The organism is Pseudomonas oryzicola, assembly GCF_014269185.2.
Taxonomy (GTDB): domain Bacteria; phylum Pseudomonadota; class Gammaproteobacteria; order Pseudomonadales; family Pseudomonadaceae; genus Aquipseudomonas; species Aquipseudomonas oryzicola.
This window is the reverse complement of record NZ_JABWRZ020000001.1, coordinates 3427865-3444078: the sequence shown is the minus strand read 5'-3', so window position 1 is coordinate 3444078 and position 16214 is coordinate 3427865. Positions and strand designations below refer to the sequence as shown.

Below are 16214 nucleotides of genomic sequence, written 5' to 3'. Positions count from 1 at the left end.
TGCCTCAGGTGGTCGCGGGATGGCGCGGGAGGGTGAAGTGGAAGGTGGCGCCCTGGTCGATCTTGCCATGCGCCCAGACCCGGCCGTCGTGACGTTCGATAATGCGCCGCACGCTCGCCAGGCCGATTCCGGTACCTTCGAAATCTTCCATGCGGTGCAGGCGCTGGAACACGCCGAACAGCTTGTTGGCGTAGGCCATGTCGAAGCCCACGCCGTTGTCGCGAATGCAGATCTCGGTTTCGTCCGGGTGTTGCACGGCGCTGATGCCGATGCGTGCCGGGGTGCGGCCGCGCGTGTACTTGATGGCGTTGGCCAGCAGGTTGTGCAGGGCCAGGTTGATGAAGGCCGGGTCACCGATCACCTTGGGCAGCGGGGCAACGTCCCAGACGATATCGCGGCCTTCGTAGTCGGGCGCCAGCTCGCTGCGAACGGCTTCGACCAACGCGTTGAGGTCGACGTCCGACAGGCGCAGGGCGGAGCGGCCCATTTGCGAGAAATTCAGCAGGTTGTCGACCAGGCTGCCGGCAAAGTGTGCGGCCTCCCCGATGTGTTGCAGGAAGCGCTTGCCACGCTCGCTCAGGCTCTGCTCTTCGATTTCGCCGAGCAGTTCGGTGTAGCCGGCAATATGCCGCAGGGGCGCCCGCAGGTCGTGCGACACGCTGTAGGAGAAAGCTTCGAGCTCCTTGTTCGAGCGGCGCAGTTCGCTGGCCAGTTGCGCCAGTTCCTCGGCCTTGCGCAGGACGATGCCGAGCACGGCGGTGCGCAGCTCCAGCACGCCTTCGAGGAGCAGCGGGTGCCAGGGTTCGCAGTAGCCACGCAGCTGTTCCTGCCAGCGCTCGAAACTGTGGCGTGGGTCGAGGTTGCCCTGTGGCCCGACCTGCTTGCTCGGTTGTCCGGCCCAGTTCACTGTGCGCACCTGCTCGGGGCGGAACCACAGCAGGTAATGCGAGTGAATCTGTGAAATGGCCACTGCCAGCACGCCACCGGCATGAGCCGCGAGCTCGGGCAGTTCGTCGATGTCGCGCTGCAGGTTGTCGCTGTGGAAGACCGTCTCTGCGCTCCGTTGCGTCAGCCAGTGCACCAGTGCGGTCACTTGTGCGGCGGGCGGGGTCTTGCCGATCAGGTCGCAACGTTCGGCCGAGATTACCGCAGCCCCCTGGGCACCCGCGAATGCCAACAACACGTCGGGCAAATCGTGCAGGCCGTCACTGACGCTGTCATGGTCGGCCATCGACGAAATCATGCGTACGATGTGCTGGCGCAGCTCCAACAGCTGGCGCGTATTGGCGTGGGACTCGCGCGATTCGATCTGCAACGACAGCACGCTGGCCAGCAGCTCGCAGGCGGTGCGGGTGCGCAGGTCGACCGGGCGTGGTTGCTGGTGGTGGCAGGAGATCAGCCCCCACAATTGCCCATCGACCACGATAGACAGCGACATCGAGGCCAGGGTGCCCATGTTGCGCATGTATTGCAGGTGTACCGGCGATACGCTGCGCAGCGCGGCAAAGCTCAGGTCCAGTGGCTTGCCGGTGCGCGGGTTGGCAGCAGGCAGCAGCGGCGAGGGCTGGTAGTTGGCGTCCTCGATTACGCGGATACGGTTGACCCGGTACAGCTCGCGCGCCTGGCGCGGGATATCGGCAGCCGGGAAGCACAGCCCCAGATAGCTGGGGTAGCCCGGGTCGGCGACTTCGGCCAGTACCTGGCCGTTGCCTTCGGCGTCGAAACGGTAGGCCTTGACCCGGCCAAAGCCAGTGATGCGCTTGAGCTGCAACACGGTTTGCTGCAGCAGTTCCTCAAGGCTGGTCGCCTGGTGCAGGCGGCCGACGAAGCTGCGCACCAGCGGGTAGTAATCACCTTGCCCGACGAGGTCCGCCGGCAGCCGCGGGGGCTCGAATTCGGCAATCAGCACCTGGTCATGACGATGCGCCAGCAGGTGCAGTTTGTCGCTGTACGGTGCACCCTGGCGCAGTTGCACGTCACCGATATGGAACGGAAACACCTCGTCCTCGGGCAGGCGGGCCAAGTGCAGGCGCAGGTCGAATTCACCACTGACCAGCTCGGCGAAGCGGCAACCGATCATTTCCCTGGCGGGTATGCCCAGCCACTGCTCGACATTTTCACTGGCTTGAAGCACGCGCAGATCGGCTTCGTCCAGCACCAGCAGAAACCCTTGAGGCTGGATGCTGCCAGGTAGCTGGATGGGCTCCTGGGCACAGCGTTCAAGCGCCTGGGTGAGCGTGCTGTCTGCAGTCATCGATGAAACGCTCCTGTCATGTCTGTCCATGCGTACCGTTTGCCTGGTGCAGGATGAGAGTGGTTCACCCTAACAGATTATCGACACATGTGCCGGCCTTGCCCATTGGAGGCCGGAACAGCCGCTGGGTTCTGCGTCACGCCGGCTGTTTTCATCGTGGGTATATCGCTTTGTTGCTAACACAAAAAAATGGCTGTATGCCACCACTGTGATGTCAACTCGCTGCTACGCTCAGGTCTGCACACATCGACAAGGATAATCAAGGTGACGGAGCGCTACCTGCCCGCGCTGTTGGGCCTGATGCTGAGCAGCAGTGCCACGGCGACAGACTTGCTGGTGGAGGTACGCGTGCTGGTGCAGCGCGGCTGCATGCTGGTCGGCCAGCCGCGGGATGCCGGTGCCCAGGCGCTGGGGCTTGTCGACCTGGGCGCAGCCGCACGCCTCGACGGCCCCGGCGCGCCGCTCAGCGGTGCGCTGCTGAGCCAGCGCCCGCCACGCCTGGAGTGCAATCCGCAAACTCCATATCAGGTCCGCGTCGACGGTGGCCAGCATGGCGGTATCGGCGAGCTGCGTTTTCTCGCCAGCGACGATGGGCAGGCTCGGCCTATCCCTTACCGCCTGTACCGAGACGCTGCCTGGCGCGAACCGTTAGCGGTGAATGTGGTGCATACGGCGTGGGTGCCGGACAGCGGCTCGGTCGCGCTGCCGTTGTACGCACGCATCGACAAGCTGGCCTGGGTACCGCATGCCGGCAGGTATGCCGACCTGCTCAAAGTCACTGTCACCTGGTAGGGAGGCCGCCATGCACAGGAACTCGACGCCATGAGCCGAACCCCGATCCTGCTGCTTGCCCTGGGCCCGTTGCTGGTGGCCAGCAGTGCCGCGCATGGCACCAGCACCGGCTTCATCCAGGCGCGCCTGGTGATCAGCGCGGCCTGCCAGGTCAGCAGCAACGGCACGCAGGCGACCCTGGTGGGCAACCCGGGGGTGCTGGATTTCGGCGAGCGGGGCCCAGGCTGGGAGCAGCCGCTGCGCAGCCAGGTCGATGACCTGAGCGGCGAGGGCAGCCTGCAGATCAGTTGCACCCCGGAGGTGCGGGCCTTCAACGTGCGCATCAACGGCGGCCTGAATGGCAGCGATGGCATACGGCGGTTGAGCAATGGCCGCGAACTGATCCCCTATCAACTGGCGATCGACCCGGGCGGCAACAGCCACTACGGCATTGGCCAGGCGCGTGCCTTCACCATCAGCGGCACCCGCCAGGTGCCGGTCCCCATTTACGGTGTGGTAGTGGCGCAACCGCGCGCGCTGCCGGCCGGGTTGTACCGTGACACCCTGAGAGTGACCCTGGACTGGTAACAACGCTTAGGAGACTCCGATGCGATCGAACCTTTCACGCTGCATCCTCGCCGGCCTTGGCCTGGTGCTGGCCTTTCAGGCCCATGCCGCCACGACCGGGAACATCAACTCGACGCTGACCCTGACCGCTGCTTGCCAGGTCAATGGCAGTTCAGGCACCTCGGGGATGAACTTCGGTACCTTGGATTTCGGTACCCAGGATGCCCTGTTCACGACAGCCGGTGCCCAGGTAATGGGCGGTGGCGGAGGGGCAATGAGCGTGCTGTGCTCGGCCGGTACGATACCGGTGATCCGCGTGCGCGCAGGGGTCAACGACGGCCAGTCGACCGGGGGCACGCGTGCGCTGGCCGATGGCGCCGGCAATTTCGTGCCGTATGACTTCTACACCGACGCCGGGCACTCGCAGCTGCTGGCCATCGACGGCACCATCACTTTGCCGACCAGCTCGGGCGTGGCCCAGACCGTCAATCTGTACGGCCAGGCGCGTGGCAAGGCCGGCTTGCCGGCGGGGGTGTACACCGACACGGTCTCGGTCGAGCTGTCGTTCTGAACCATGCGCAGGTGGCTGGCGGGCGGGCTGACCTGCCTTGGCATGCTGCTGGGCGCGCCGCTGGATGCGGCGACCACCAGCAGCTTCGCGGTGACGGCACAGATCGTCGCCGGGTGCCTGGTGGTGGGAGGCGTGAGCAGCTACGGAACGCTTGACTATGGCTCGCAATCGGCGCTGGCCACCGGGCTGCTCGGCACCTCGCTGGGCGGTTCCACGGTGACCTTCCAGTGCACCCCGGGGGTGACCCTGAACATGAGCGTGGACGGCGGGCAGAACAGTGCCGGCGGCACACGCAACCTCAAGCGTACGGATGGCACGCAGGTGCTGGCCTACCAGCTGTATCGGGATGCGGCCTACAGCCAGAACCTGGGGATCGGCCAGAGCGTGGCCGTGAGTTACACCGACCCGACGGCGATCAAGCTGCCGGTGTACGGGCGGGTCCAGCTGACCGGCACATTGCCGGCCGGGACCTACACCGATGTGGTGCAAGTCACGGTGAGCTGGTGAACACAGTGGCACCAACGACCAGTATTCAAGGAGAGCATCATGGGGGCAGGCGCGAAATGGAGGCGTGGTCTGATCGCAGTGATGGGGCTGGCGAGCCTGCCGGCCGGGGCGGCGACTTCGGTGCTGATCTGGCCGATCGATCCGGTACTGGAAGCGGACCAGAAGGCCGGCGCATTGTGGCTGGAAAACCGTGGCACGACAGCGGCCAACCTGCAGGTGCGAGTGTTCGCCTGGCGCCAGGGGGACTACCAGGAGCAGTTCCAGGCCCAGCGCGAGATCATCGGCAGCCCGCCGGTAGCCAGCATTGGCCCCGGGCAGAGGCAACTGATCCGCCTGACCCGTATTGCCCCCTCCCCAGTCGGGCAGGAGCAGGCCTACCGCATCATCATCGACGAAATCCCGCCGGCTATCCCGGTCGACAAGGCCGAGCCTGGCACCACCGCGGCGATTCGCCTGCAGATGCGTTACTCGGTACCCCTGTTCGTCTACGGCGAAGGCCTGTGGGGCAGGCCCGACCCTGAGGGCAAACGCAACGCCGAGGGCCTGGGCAAGCCGCAGCTCAGCTGGCGGGCGATGACCGTGCAGGGCAAGCCTTATGTGGAGCTGCGCAATACCGGCCCGGTGCATGCACGCCTGACCGATGTGGTGGTGCAGCAGGGCAGCCAGAGCAAGCCACTGGCAGAAGGCCTGTTGGGCTATGTGCTGCCAGGGGCCAGCATGCGCTGGCCGGCACCGTTGGCCGCGGGTGCGGGCAGTGTGTTGAAAGGGCGGGTCAACGGCCAGAGCAGCGCGGACACCATCCGCCAAGGCCAATGAGCCAGCGCCTGAATGCCGTTCATGGGCCAGGGGGGACCCGGCAATGGCTGGAAACCGTGTGTGAGGTGGCTGACGACGATGCCCCGCTGGTGCGTGGGGCTGGCCATGCTCGGCTCTGCCCTGGTGCGGGCCGACGACCTGCCGCCACCGCCCTTGGAGCTCTCCGCCGTAACCGACGCCACGCTATACCTCGAGCTGCTGGTAAACCAGATGCCGAAGGCTGATTTGGTAGTGGTCCAGCAGCGCGCCGGGCGGTTGTACCTCGACAGTGAGGTGGTGCGGGCGGCCGGTGTCTCGCTGCCGGGCAACCCCCAGGGCGAACTGGCCCTGGAGGCCATCGCGGGGCTGCACGCCGACTACGACAGCCAGAACCAGCGGCTGTTGCTGCAGGTGCCGCCTGCCTGGCTGCCCGACCAGCAGGTGGGCGAGCGCAACCTGTACCCGGCGACCACTGCGCGCAGCAGCTTCGGCGCCCTGTTCAACTATGACCTGTACCTTAACGATACCGATGATGCCGGAAGCTACCTGGCAGCCTGGAATGAACTGCGCCTGTTCGACAGTTGGGGCACTTTCTCCAGCACCGGGCAGTGGCGCCAGTCATTTAACGCTGCGCAGGCCGACGGCACGCGCCAAGGCTTTCTGCGTTACGACTCCACCTGGCGCTTCACCGACGAGCAGCGCCTGCTGACCTACGAAGCCGGTGACTTGGTGACCGGCGCCTTGCCCTGGAGCAGCTCGGTGCGGGTCGGGGGCCTGCAGTTGTCTCGCGATTTTGCTGCACGCCCTGACCTGATCACCTACCCATTGCCGGCGTTCGCCGGAGAGGCAGCGGTGCCGACCTCGCTGGACCTGTTCATCAATGGTTACAAGTCCAGCTCCACCGAGTTGCAGCCGGGCCCCTACACCTTGACCAACGTGCCGTTCATCAATGGCGCCGGGGAAGCGGTAGTGGTCACCACTGATGCGCTTGGCCGACAGGTGTCGACCACGCTGCCGTTCTACGTCACCAGCAGCCTGCTGCAGCAAGGCCTGGCGGATTACTCGGTTGCAGCCGGTAGCCTGCGCCGTGACTACGGCGTGCGTGACTTTGCCTATGGCCCCGGGGTGGCTTCGGCCAGCCTGCGCTATGGGGTGACTGACGCCTTCACCATCGAGACGCATGCCGAAACCGCTGCATCGCTGATGCTGGGCGGCCTGGGCGGCAACCTGCGGCTGGGCAACATCGGCGTGCTCAACGCGGCCTTGGCGCAGAGCCAGTTCGACGGCGACAACGGCCACCAGGTCGCCCTCGGCTACCAGTACAACAGCCAGCGTATCGGCATCAGCTACCAGCACCTGCAGCGTCACGGCGCCTATGCCGACCTGACCCGTGTCGACAGCCAGGACATGCAGCTGAGCCAGCGCAGCGAACAGGTCACGTTCAACCTCAACCTGAACCAATACGGCAACATCGGCGCCGGCTACTTCGACGTGCGGGCTGGCGATGGCACGCGTACCCGGCTGCTCAACCTCAGTTACAGTCGGCCGTTGTGGGGCGGCAGCAGCCTGTATCTTTCGGCCAACCGGGAAGTGGGCAACAGCCAGTGGGCACTGCAGGCGCAACTGGTCATCCCGTTCGACTTGCACGGCACCCTGGCCGTGGCGTCGGAGCGCAGCCAATCGGGCGAGCGCCTGCAACGCGTGAACTACAGCCGTGCGGTGCCAGTGGGCGGCGGTGTTGGTTACAACCTGGGGTATGCCGCCGGTAGTGAGCGCGACGCCTACCGCCAGGCCGATGTCACCTGGCGCCTGCAATCGGTGCAGTTGCAGGCGGGGGTGTATGGCAGCAGCGGCGAGATGACCCGCTGGGCCGATGCCAGTGGCTCGCTGGTGTGGATGGATGCGGGTTTGTTTGCTGCCAACCGCATCGACGATGCCTTCGTGGTGGTCAGCACCCAGGGCTACGCCGATGTGCCGGTGCGCTATGAAAACCAGGAAGTCGGCCGCACCGATGCCGGCGGCCACTTGCTGGTGCCGTACAGCAGCGGCTACTACCGCGGCAAGTACGAGATCGACCCGATGGATTTGCCGCCGGACATCCTGGCGACGGAAGTGGAGCAGCGCGTGGCAGTGCGCCGTGGTAGCGGCTATCTCCTGGAGTTTCCCCTACGGCGTGTGCTGGCGGCCAGTATCGAACTGGTGGACGGTAACCGGCAGGCGCTTGCGCTGGGCAGCCGCGTCACGCATGCCGAGAGTGGCAGCCAGGCGGTTGTCGGTTGGGACGGCCTGGTGTACCTGGAAAACCTGGCACCGCACAATAGCCTGCAGGTGGAACTGGCGGGCGGCGGGCATTGCCAGGTGGCGTTCGACCTGCCTGCAGCGCAAGGTTCGATCCCCTTGGTCGGCCCGCTGGAGTGCAAGTGATGGGCTGCTGGCGTGGCTTGCTGGCAGGCGCCTCGTTGCTGGCAGCGGGTACCGCCTGGGCCCAGTGCACCTCCGTGGTGACTGCGCCGGCGGCGTTTGGCTCGCTCAACTCGACGCAGGTGCGCAGCACGGTACAGATGGCTTCCAGTAGCAATTCAGGCCTGCAATGCAGCGGTTCGGTGCTCAGCGTGCTCAGCAGCACCGACTCGTTCAAGATCAAGATCACCGCCACCACCAGCGGCCTGGTTGGGCCGACCGGGGATGTCATCCCTTACACGCTGTATGCCGATGCCACAACCACCTATCCGATCACCCGTGGTACCTCCTTCGAATACCGCACCACCGGCATTCTGGATGTACTGGGCCTGCTCAACGGTACCCCCAAGAACGTGCCCCTGTACATGCGCACGCAAGTAGGCAGCAACGTTGCCGCAGGCGCCTATCAGGAAACCCTCAACGTCGAGTGGACGTGGGATTACTGCACCGGGATCGGGGCCGGCGGATTTTGCATAGGCCGGGACACCGGCAGCGGTAGCAAGACCCTGACAGTGAGCCTGACAGTGACCAATGACTGCCAGATCACCACGCCCGACATCAGCTTCGCCAGTGCGCCGGTGGTGGCGGGGTTCGCTACGGTAAACCAGAACCTGAGTGTGTCGTGCACCAAGGGCAGTACCTATACCGTGGGCCTGGACGATGGCCAGAACGTGGCCAGCGGGCGTCGGCGCATGAAGTCGCCGGTAAACGACTACCTGGCCTACGACATTTTCAAGAGCGCCGGGGTGCAGCGCTGGGGCTCGGTGGGGGCTGCGCGGCGGGCCAGTAGCGATGCCGATGTGAACCCCGGAGTGGGGACTGGTACCGGTAGCCAGGTGTTCAACTACAACGCCAGGGTCTATACCGACCAGGCCACACCGCCGGCTGGGAGTTATGCCGACAGTGTGATCCTGGATGTGCAGTTCTGAACGAACCCGAGCACATGTCGCAGTGGGAGCGGCGTGCCCGCGAAGCAGGTGCCGTGGATGGCACCGGCTTTGCCGGTGTTCGCGGCTGAAGCCCCCAGGTATGGAGTCAACTTGAGGTCAGCTCAAACGCCGCGGGGCTCAACGCAAATCGTCCACCATCTGCGCCAGGGTCTCCAGCACCGCCCCGGCCAGTGCCTTCGAACGTGCCCCCGACCACCCGGTGATCGGGTCGGGCGCGTCGTCATGGTCCTTGAAGGGCATTTCCAGCGTCAGCGACAGGCAGTCATGCGCCATACCCACGGCGTTGCAGGCCAGTGTCGTGTTGGCCTGCCCCGGCTCGTCGCGGGTGTAGCCGTGCACGGTCTGGAAGTCACGGGTCAGGCTGCACAGGGTGTTGCGGAACTGCGTTTCCAGCTGCGCCAGCCGCGGCGTATAGCCCGGGTTGCCTTCGCAGGCCGCGGTGAACACATGGGGAATCTCTTCGTCGCCATGCACGTCGATGAACGCATCCACACCGTACTGCTTCATCTGCGCCTGGGCGAAGAACACCTCGGGGCTGAACTCGACACTGGCGTCCTGCCAGGCACGGTTGAGGTCCTTGCCCTTGAAGTTGGTGCGCAGGTGGCCATGGAAGGCGCCGTCGGGGTTCATGTTGGGGATCAGGTACAGGTCGGCCTTGGCCAGCAATTGGCGGATCATCGCGTCGTCGGCCTGCAGGCGGTCGATCACCCCTTCCATGAACCATTCGGCCATGTGTTCGCCCGGGTGTTGCTGGGCAATCAGCCACAACTTGCGCTTGCCTGCGGCGCCATCGCCGGCACGCAGCAGGGGAATGTCACGGCCCTGAACGCTACGGCCGCTGGCCAGCAGCTCGACCCCTGGCAATTGCCGGGCACGTTCGATCAGCTGGTTGTGGCGGGTGCGCGAGTAGGGTTCGAAGTAAGCGAACCAGATCTGCGGCTGTTCGGCTTTTACCTCGAACGACAACGCCGTGCCATCGAACTGGCTGGGCACGCGGAACCAGCTTTGCTGGTCATAGGAGGCAACGGCGTTGTAACCGCTCCAGGCGTTCTTGTAGGACGAGCCGGAGGCGTTGTCGAGGCTGAAGCGATGGACCTGGCCCGGCGTCAGCCCGCTGACCTTGAAGTGGAACCACTGGTAGTGGCCGCTGTGAGTGTCGGGGCGAATGGCCAGGTGCACCCGGGCCGGGTTGCTGGCATCCAGTACCTGGATGTTGCCGGAGTCGAAATCGCAGTCGATCTGCAGGGGGGACAGCGTCGCGGTCATGTGCCGGGCTCCTTCTGGGCTTTGTTGTGAGCCTACTGTACACGCCATGAGCAGGTTGCTGCGTGAGATCATGCAATGTTTGTTTTTCAGGTCATCTGAAGAACTGGCTGGGCGTGGTGCCGAACTGGCGCTTGAACATGCTGGCGAAGGCGCTTGGGCTGTCGTAGCCCAGCGCCACCGCGACATCGATGATCCGCTCGCCCAGGGCGATCCGTTCCAGCGCCTGCATCAGCCGCGCCTGCTGACGCCACTGGCCGAAGGTCATGCCGGTTTCCTTGCGGAACAGCCGTTGGATGGTCTTTTCGTCCACCCCCAAGTGCACGCCCCAGTCGGCCAGGGTGGCATTATCGTAAGGTCGTTCGTGCAACGCCGAGCAGATTGCCCGCAGGCGCTTGTCGGCGGGTTGCGACAGCTTCAACGGCAGGGTTGGCAGCACGCAGACCTCATCGAGGATCAGGCGCATCACCCGGCCTTCGCGCGAGTCATCGGCAAACGGCGCCGAGAAGCCCACCGAGGCCTTGATCAGTTCGCTGAGCAAAGGCGAAATGCTGATGACCTTGCTCTGCCCGGGCAGTGGCACGGCGGTGTCGGCGCGCACGAACACACTGCGCATCTTCACCTCGCCCACGCAGCGTATTGCATGCACCTGGCCGCAGGGCATCCACACCCCGCGGCTGGGTGGCACGGTCCAGCGTTCATTGCCGGACTCGACGATCATCAGGCCTTTGATGGCATAGATCAGTTGATGCTTGGCATGGCTGTGCGGCTCGATGAACCAGTCGGTCGGGTAGTCGGTTGCGCGGCTACCCACTTCCCAGGCCCATTCATCGACCTCCACCAGCAATTCATGCTGCGGTTTGAGCATTTCTACCTCGTGTTCAGGCTGCCCGGCCCAGCCACTTTAACAGCAGCGGGCGGGGCGGGCTTGCGAGCGGGTTGCCGGCAGCAGCGCAGTGGCCAGCCCCAGCAGTGGCAAGAACGCGATTGCCTGGTACACCCACTCGATGCCATGCCGGTCGGCCAGCTCGCCGAGCCCGGCGGCACCGATGCCGCTGATGCCGAACATCAAGCCGAACATTACCCCGGACACCATGCCGACCCGCCCCGGCACAGCCTCCTGGGCATAGACCACCAGCGCGGCGAAGGCGGAGGACATCACCAGCCCGATGACTACCGCCAGGGCTGCCGTCCAGGCCAGGTTGGCATAGGGCAGGGCGAGGGCGAAGGGGGCCACGCCAAGGAACGAGACCCAGATCACCGCCTTGCGCCCGATCCGGTCACCTACCGGGCCGCCAGCGAAGGTGCCCAATGCCACCGCTGCGAGAAATATGAACAGGTACAGCTGGCTGTGTTGCACGCTCAGGCCGAAATGTTCGATCAGGTAGAAGGTGAAGTAGTTGGTGAACGAAGCGATATAGACGAACTTGGCGAACATCAGCACGGCGATTACCCCAACGGCGCGCCACATGGCGCCAGGGGCCAGCCCGGGCGGCTGCTGGCCGGCGAAGGTCTTGAGCCGGGTCTGGCCGTGGCTCATGGTCCAGCCGGTCACCCGCCACAGCACCCACACCGCCAGCGCCGCCGCCAGCATGAACCAGGCAATGGCAGGCTGGCCATGCGGGATGACGATGGCGGCGGTCAGCAGCGGGCCAAGGGCCGAGCCGGTGTTGCCGCCCACCTGGAAGGTCGATTGCGCAGTGCCGAAGCGCCCGCCGGAGGCCATCCTCGCCACCCGCGAGGCTTCCGGATGGAAGGTGGCCGAGCCCACGCCGACCACGGCGGCGGCCACCAGCAGCATGGCATAGCTGCCGGCGAAGGCGAGCAGGGCGATGCCCACCAGGGTCACCAGCATGCCGGCTGGCAGCAGGTAGGGTTGCGGATGCTTGTCGGTGTACAGGCCGACCCAGGGTTGCAGCAGCGAGGCGGTCACCTGGTAGACCAGGGCGATCCAGCCGACCTGGGCGAAACTCAGTGCGAAATCGCTCTTGAGCATCGGGTAGATCGACGGCAATACGGCCTGGATCAGGTCGTTGAGCAGATGGGCGAATGCGGCAGCGCCGACGATGCGGACCAGAAAGCCCTGAGGTGGGTCGGCAGGCGTGGTGGCGGCCATGGAGGCGGAGGGTGTCGTCATGGGCAAAGTTCTTCTGTCGAAAGGGAGCAAGGCAACGCCAGAAGAGGGTAGCCAGCGCCACGGTTGCCTGTCTCGCGCCGAACAGGCAGCGCCTGTCGCGTTTCGGACATTGGCAAATCCGCTTCTGCTGATTTATCGCCCCTGCCGGGCCATCCAGCGCAGCAAGGTGGCGATCGGTATGCTGCGGTGAGCCTCGTGGCGGTAGGGTTTGCCTTCGGCGGTAAAGCGTTCCCGATAGCGGCTCAGCACCAGGCTGCGACCATCGGCAGATACGCGGGCTTCCAGTTCATGCAGCAACAGCGGCTGGCGGGCGGCGCCTTCCAGGCGCCTGAACAACAGCACGGCGGTCTGGCTATCAGTTTTCACGGGCACCCCCGGCACAATCTGCCTGCCATGTGCCTGGCTCGCCGGCCTTGCCTTCTGCCACCCGGATGCTGCGCCGTTGCGCAGTGTAGTCACGCAGCGCGACGTAGTAATCCGGCCAGGTCCGCAGCAGGTCGGTCAGTGGCAGGGCTGCGGCCCGTGCGTCGACGAAGCCTCCCGCCGTGGCGACATTGCCCAGTGTGGCGACGGTATCGCTGTTGCCGCCAAACGGGTCCAGCGCCATGCCCAGTAGCGTGCCGGTGGCATCGCGCAAGTTGTGTGAACCCAGCAATGGCAGCTCGACGATCGGACCATTGGCGATGCCCCAGACGCCGAAGGTCTGGCCAAAGTCGGAGCGGTGCTGGCTCAACCCCATTTGCCCCGATACATAGACCAGTCCCGCCACACCCAGGGTGGTGTTGAACATGAAGCGCGTGAGGCTGGTCATCGCCCGCTCGCCGTTGCCCTGCAGCACATCGTTGATGAACACCTTGGGCTCTGCGAAGTTGCTGGCAAAGTTGTGCATGCCCTGCCGGGCGAAACCGGGGAGCGCCTCATAGCCTCGGGCGATGGGGGCCAGCAGGTAGTCATCGACGCTGCGGTTGAAGGCGAATACGGCACGGTTGGCAGGTTCTGCCGGGTCGCTGACCTGACAGGCGACATTGCCGCAGGCGGCTGTGGCAAGGGCGCGTTGGCTGCAGCCTCCCGCGGCCAGCAGCGACAGCACCAGTACGGTAGAGCGCGCTGAGCGGGAGGCGGAGGGTGAACGGGACATAGGGGTCTTCCTGGCAAGAACTGGCGGCAATGCTGCGCAGTTTTGTTTGCCGGGGAATGTCCGGATTGTCTCGGCGTCGACACTTTGTTACCGGGTTGAAATAAATGACGGCCAGCGCAGGATGGCCTTAAAGTACGGCTTGAAATCTTGTTTTGGTGGGTGTTCGTGAGCCATTTGCTGATAGTCGACGACGATGTCGAAGTACTCGACCTGCTACAGAAGTTCCTTCGCCAGCACGGTTACGAGGTTGACGTGGCCAGGGACGGCAAAGCGCTCTGGCAGGCCGTCGAACGGCGCGTGCCAGACCTGGTGATTCTCGACGTGATGCTGCCCGGCGATAGCGGCCTGGTGCTGTGCCAGCGCTTGCTGGCCGAGCACAAGGTGGCGGTGATCATGCTCACTGCCATGGGCGAGCTGAGTGACCGCGTGGTGGGGCTGGAATTGGGCGCGGATGACTACCTGACCAAGCCGTTTGCTGCCCGCGAACTGCTGGCGCGGGTCAGGGCAGTGCTGCGGCGTGCCGGCGAAGCGGTTGATCGCGCAGCCGCTGGTGCGGCGGGCCATGCCTGTGCGGTGTTCGAGTTTGCCGGCTGGCGGCTGGATGTGGTGCGGCGCGAATTGCGATCGCCGGCCAACGTCATGATCCCCTTGTCCAACGGTGAGTTCGAGCTGTTGCTGGTGTTCGCCGAGCATCCACGCCGGGTGCTCAGCCGCCAGCAGCTGCTGGACCTGGCCCGTGGCGATGCCTACGAGGCCTATGACCGCAGCGTTGATGTACAGGTGAGCCGGCTGCGTCGCAAGCTTGAAAGCGATCATGGCCACGAGCCCCTGATCCGCACCTTGCGCAACGCTGGTTACCTGTTCACACCAACGGTCGCCAGGCGATGAGCCTGCTTGCCCGGGTTCGCCAGGCCCTGCCACGGCCGAAGATCACCATTGCCCGCTGGATCGCGCTGACCACCCTGACGGCGATGCTCTTTCTGTTGCTGCTCAAAGGGCTGTTCAGCCTGCTGCTGAGCGTCTGGGCGCAGCCACCGCTGCTGGAAAGCGGAGTGATCGAAAAGGTTGCGGCGGTTACCCGCATCCTCGATGTCGCGCCCTTGGCGCAGCGTGCCAGCATCGCCAGCGCGGCGGGCGACGGCAGCTACTCGGTGCGCTGGCTGCGCCGCCATGACGAAGCGGGCGTACCAGCGCTGGTCGATGCCGAGTTCAGCAAGGGCACGCCTATCCTGCGCGCGCTGCTCAAGCGCCCGGATGCCAGGATCGAAGCCTTCGAACCGTCCGACATGCCGGAATACGCTCCTGAGCGGGGTTATGCGCTGATGATCGAGCTGAGCGACAAGTCCTGGGTGCTGTTCCGCGCCACCGCCCGCAGCTGGGGCCTGGATGAGCTGCCGCGCAACCTGATCATCCTGACCTTGATGCTGGTTTCCAGCCTCGCCGTCGCGTTGCTGGCCACGCGCTACCTGGCCAAGCCGCTGGAGCGTTTTGCCGAAGGCGCGCGGCGTTTTGGCCAGGACTTCAATGCGCCACCGATTCCGGAGGTCGGCCCGCACGACCTGCGCCAGGCGATTCTCGCGTTCAATGCCACCCAGGCGCAGCTCAAGCATTTCCTCAACGACCGCACCCAGATGCTCGCGGCCATTTCCCATGACTTGCGTGCACCGTTGACGCGCATGCGCCTGCGCGCCGAGTTCATTGATGACCCACAGCTGCAGGCCAGGCTGTTCAATGACGTCGACGAAATGCAGGCGATGGTCGATGCGGCGTTGGCGTTCTTCCGTGACGATGCCCGGCTGGAGCAAACTACCGTGTTCGACCTGGGCGAGTTGCTGTCGACCGTGGTGGACGATTTCCGCGACGCCGGCGTGGAGGTCGGGCTGAGCGGGCCGCGCCGCTGTGTATACGAGGGGCGGCCGGTGGCGATCAAGCGCGTGCTGGTCAACCTGATCGACAATGCCGCGAAGTACGGCCGTGAGCCTGCGGTGGCCTTGGCGCCAGGTGCCGGGCACATCGAGATCACCGTGCAGGATCGCGGGCCCGGCATTGCAACAGAGCTGCATGAACAGGTATTTGCGCCGTTCTACCGTATCGAAGGTTCACGCAACCGTGATACCGGCGGCGTCGGGCTGGGCCTGCCGGCAGCACGGGCCATCGTGCTGGAGCAGGGCGGCAGCGTGACCTTGGGCAATCGCCCGGGGGGTGGCCTGGAGGTCAGGGTCACGCTGCCAGCAGGCTGATCAGAGCCCCAGCTCGCTGAGCCCCGGGTGATCATCCGGGCGCCGCCCCAACGGCCAATGGAACTTGCGCTCGGCCTCGCTGATGGGCTGTTCGTTGATGCTCGAATGGCGGTTCTGCATCAGCCCGTCGTCGGCGAATTCCCAGTTTTCGTTGCCATGGGCACGGTACCACTGGCCGCTGTCGTCGTGGTACTCGTAGGCATAGCGCACGGCAATGCGGTTGCCGCTGAAGGCCCACAACTCCTTGATCAGGCGGTACTCCAGTTCGTGGTTCCATTTGCGCGTCAGGAAGGCCTCGACCTCGGCGCGGCCGCGGGGGAACTCGACGCGGTTGCGCCACACGGTGTCGACGGTATAGGCAAGCGCGACCTTGGCAGCGTCGCGGCTGTTCCAGCCATCCTCGGCCAGACGGACCTTTTCGACGGCGCTTGCATGGGTGAAAGGCGGAAGGGGTGGGCGGGACATGGGTTACTCCTCGGGTCGATTGGCTGGTAAGGAGCTTAGCCGTCGAGGGGCAGGCAGAGAATGGATGTGCCTGGCACTTCATAATTGCATTGCCTG

The 16214-nt window shown here is 65.1% G+C and carries 16 protein-coding genes; 9 read left to right on the top strand and 7 right to left on the bottom strand.

Translation table 11 applies throughout. The annotated features are described in order from the left end of the window. Positions 1-4 precede the first annotated feature (4 nt). A complete protein-coding gene (locus HU760_RS15805; RefSeq protein WP_186675808.1) occupies positions 5-2254 on the bottom strand; it encodes an ATP-binding protein in 2250 nt (749 codons plus the stop codon). 264 nt (positions 2255-2518) lie between these two features. On the opposite strand from HU760_RS15805, the gene HU760_RS15800 reads away from it, so the two are divergent. The 7 genes from HU760_RS15800 (at position 2519) to HU760_RS15770 (ending at position 8854) form a co-directional block, all read left to right on the top strand. Further along, positions 2519-3046, top strand: coding sequence for a Csu type fimbrial protein (locus HU760_RS15800; RefSeq protein WP_186675798.1), 528 nt, complete (start codon positions 2519-2521; stop codon positions 3044-3046). Between the two features lie 30 nt (positions 3047-3076). Beyond that, entirely contained in the window at positions 3077-3613 is a 537-nt protein-coding gene (locus HU760_RS15795) for a Csu type fimbrial protein (protein ID WP_186675796.1), read from the top strand. A 19-nt stretch (positions 3614-3632) separates the two neighbouring features. After that, positions 3633-4163: a Csu type fimbrial protein gene (locus HU760_RS15790; RefSeq protein WP_186675794.1), complete on the top strand. Its 531-nt coding sequence runs from the start codon at positions 3633-3635 to the stop codon at positions 4161-4163. A 3-nt stretch (positions 4164-4166) separates the two neighbouring features. Continuing rightward, positions 4167-4670, top strand: coding sequence for a Csu type fimbrial protein (locus tag HU760_RS15785; protein WP_186675792.1), 504 nt, complete (start codon positions 4167-4169; stop codon positions 4668-4670). 39 nt (positions 4671-4709) lie between these two features. Further along, a complete protein-coding gene (locus tag HU760_RS15780; protein ID WP_186675791.1) occupies positions 4710-5486 on the top strand; it encodes a fimbrial biogenesis chaperone in 777 nt (258 codons plus the stop codon). A 78-nt stretch (positions 5487-5564) separates the two neighbouring features. After that, positions 5565-7889, top strand: coding sequence for a fimbria/pilus outer membrane usher protein (locus HU760_RS15775; RefSeq protein ID WP_437179845.1), 2325 nt, complete (start codon positions 5565-5567; stop codon positions 7887-7889). Beyond that, complete coding sequence (locus HU760_RS15770; RefSeq protein WP_186675789.1) at positions 7889-8854, top strand: Csu type fimbrial protein; 966 nt, start codon at positions 7889-7891, stop codon at positions 8852-8854. Before HU760_RS15775 ends, HU760_RS15770 begins: the two co-directional genes overlap by 1 nt. Before the next feature lie 138 nt (positions 8855-8992). On the opposite strand, the gene HU760_RS15765 is transcribed toward HU760_RS15770, so the two are convergent. The 5 genes from HU760_RS15765 to HU760_RS15745 form a co-directional block, all read right to left on the bottom strand. Beyond that, the gene (locus HU760_RS15765) at positions 8993-10141 is read right to left on the bottom strand and encodes a M14 family metallopeptidase (RefSeq protein WP_186675787.1); all 1149 of its coding nucleotides are present in this window, start codon (positions 10139-10141) and stop codon (positions 8993-8995) included. A gap of 91 nt (positions 10142-10232) precedes the next feature. Next, complete coding sequence (locus HU760_RS15760; RefSeq protein WP_186675785.1) at positions 10233-11006, bottom strand: AraC family transcriptional regulator; 774 nt, start codon at positions 11004-11006, stop codon at positions 10233-10235. Between the two features lie 36 nt (positions 11007-11042). Further along, the gene (locus HU760_RS15755; protein WP_186675783.1) at positions 11043-12275 is read right to left on the bottom strand and encodes an MFS transporter; all 1233 of its coding nucleotides are present in this window, start codon (positions 12273-12275) and stop codon (positions 11043-11045) included. A 132-nt stretch (positions 12276-12407) separates the two neighbouring features. Next, positions 12408-12641: a hypothetical protein gene (locus tag HU760_RS15750; protein WP_186675781.1), complete on the bottom strand. Its 234-nt coding sequence runs from the start codon at positions 12639-12641 to the stop codon at positions 12408-12410. Further along, the gene (locus HU760_RS15745; protein WP_186675779.1) at positions 12631-13413 is read right to left on the bottom strand and encodes an MlaA family lipoprotein; all 783 of its coding nucleotides are present in this window, start codon (positions 13411-13413) and stop codon (positions 12631-12633) included. Before HU760_RS15745 ends, HU760_RS15750 begins: the two co-directional genes overlap by 11 nt. Positions 13414-13578: 165 nt before the next feature. Between HU760_RS15745 and HU760_RS15740 the strand changes: the two genes are divergently transcribed. Both HU760_RS15740 and HU760_RS15735 read left to right on the top strand, forming a co-directional pair. Then, positions 13579-14301, top strand: a complete 723-nt coding sequence (locus HU760_RS15740) for a response regulator (RefSeq protein WP_186675776.1) — start codon at positions 13579-13581, stop codon at positions 14299-14301. Continuing rightward, positions 14298-15653: an ATP-binding protein gene (locus tag HU760_RS15735; RefSeq protein ID WP_186675774.1), complete on the top strand. Its 1356-nt coding sequence runs from the start codon at positions 14298-14300 to the stop codon at positions 15651-15653. Before HU760_RS15740 ends, HU760_RS15735 begins: the two co-directional genes overlap by 4 nt. On the opposite strand, the gene HU760_RS15730 is transcribed toward HU760_RS15735, so the two are convergent. Next, complete coding sequence (locus HU760_RS15730) at positions 15654-16118, bottom strand: nuclear transport factor 2 family protein (RefSeq protein ID WP_186675772.1); 465 nt, start codon at positions 16116-16118, stop codon at positions 15654-15656. Between the last annotated feature and the right edge of the window lie 96 nt (positions 16119-16214).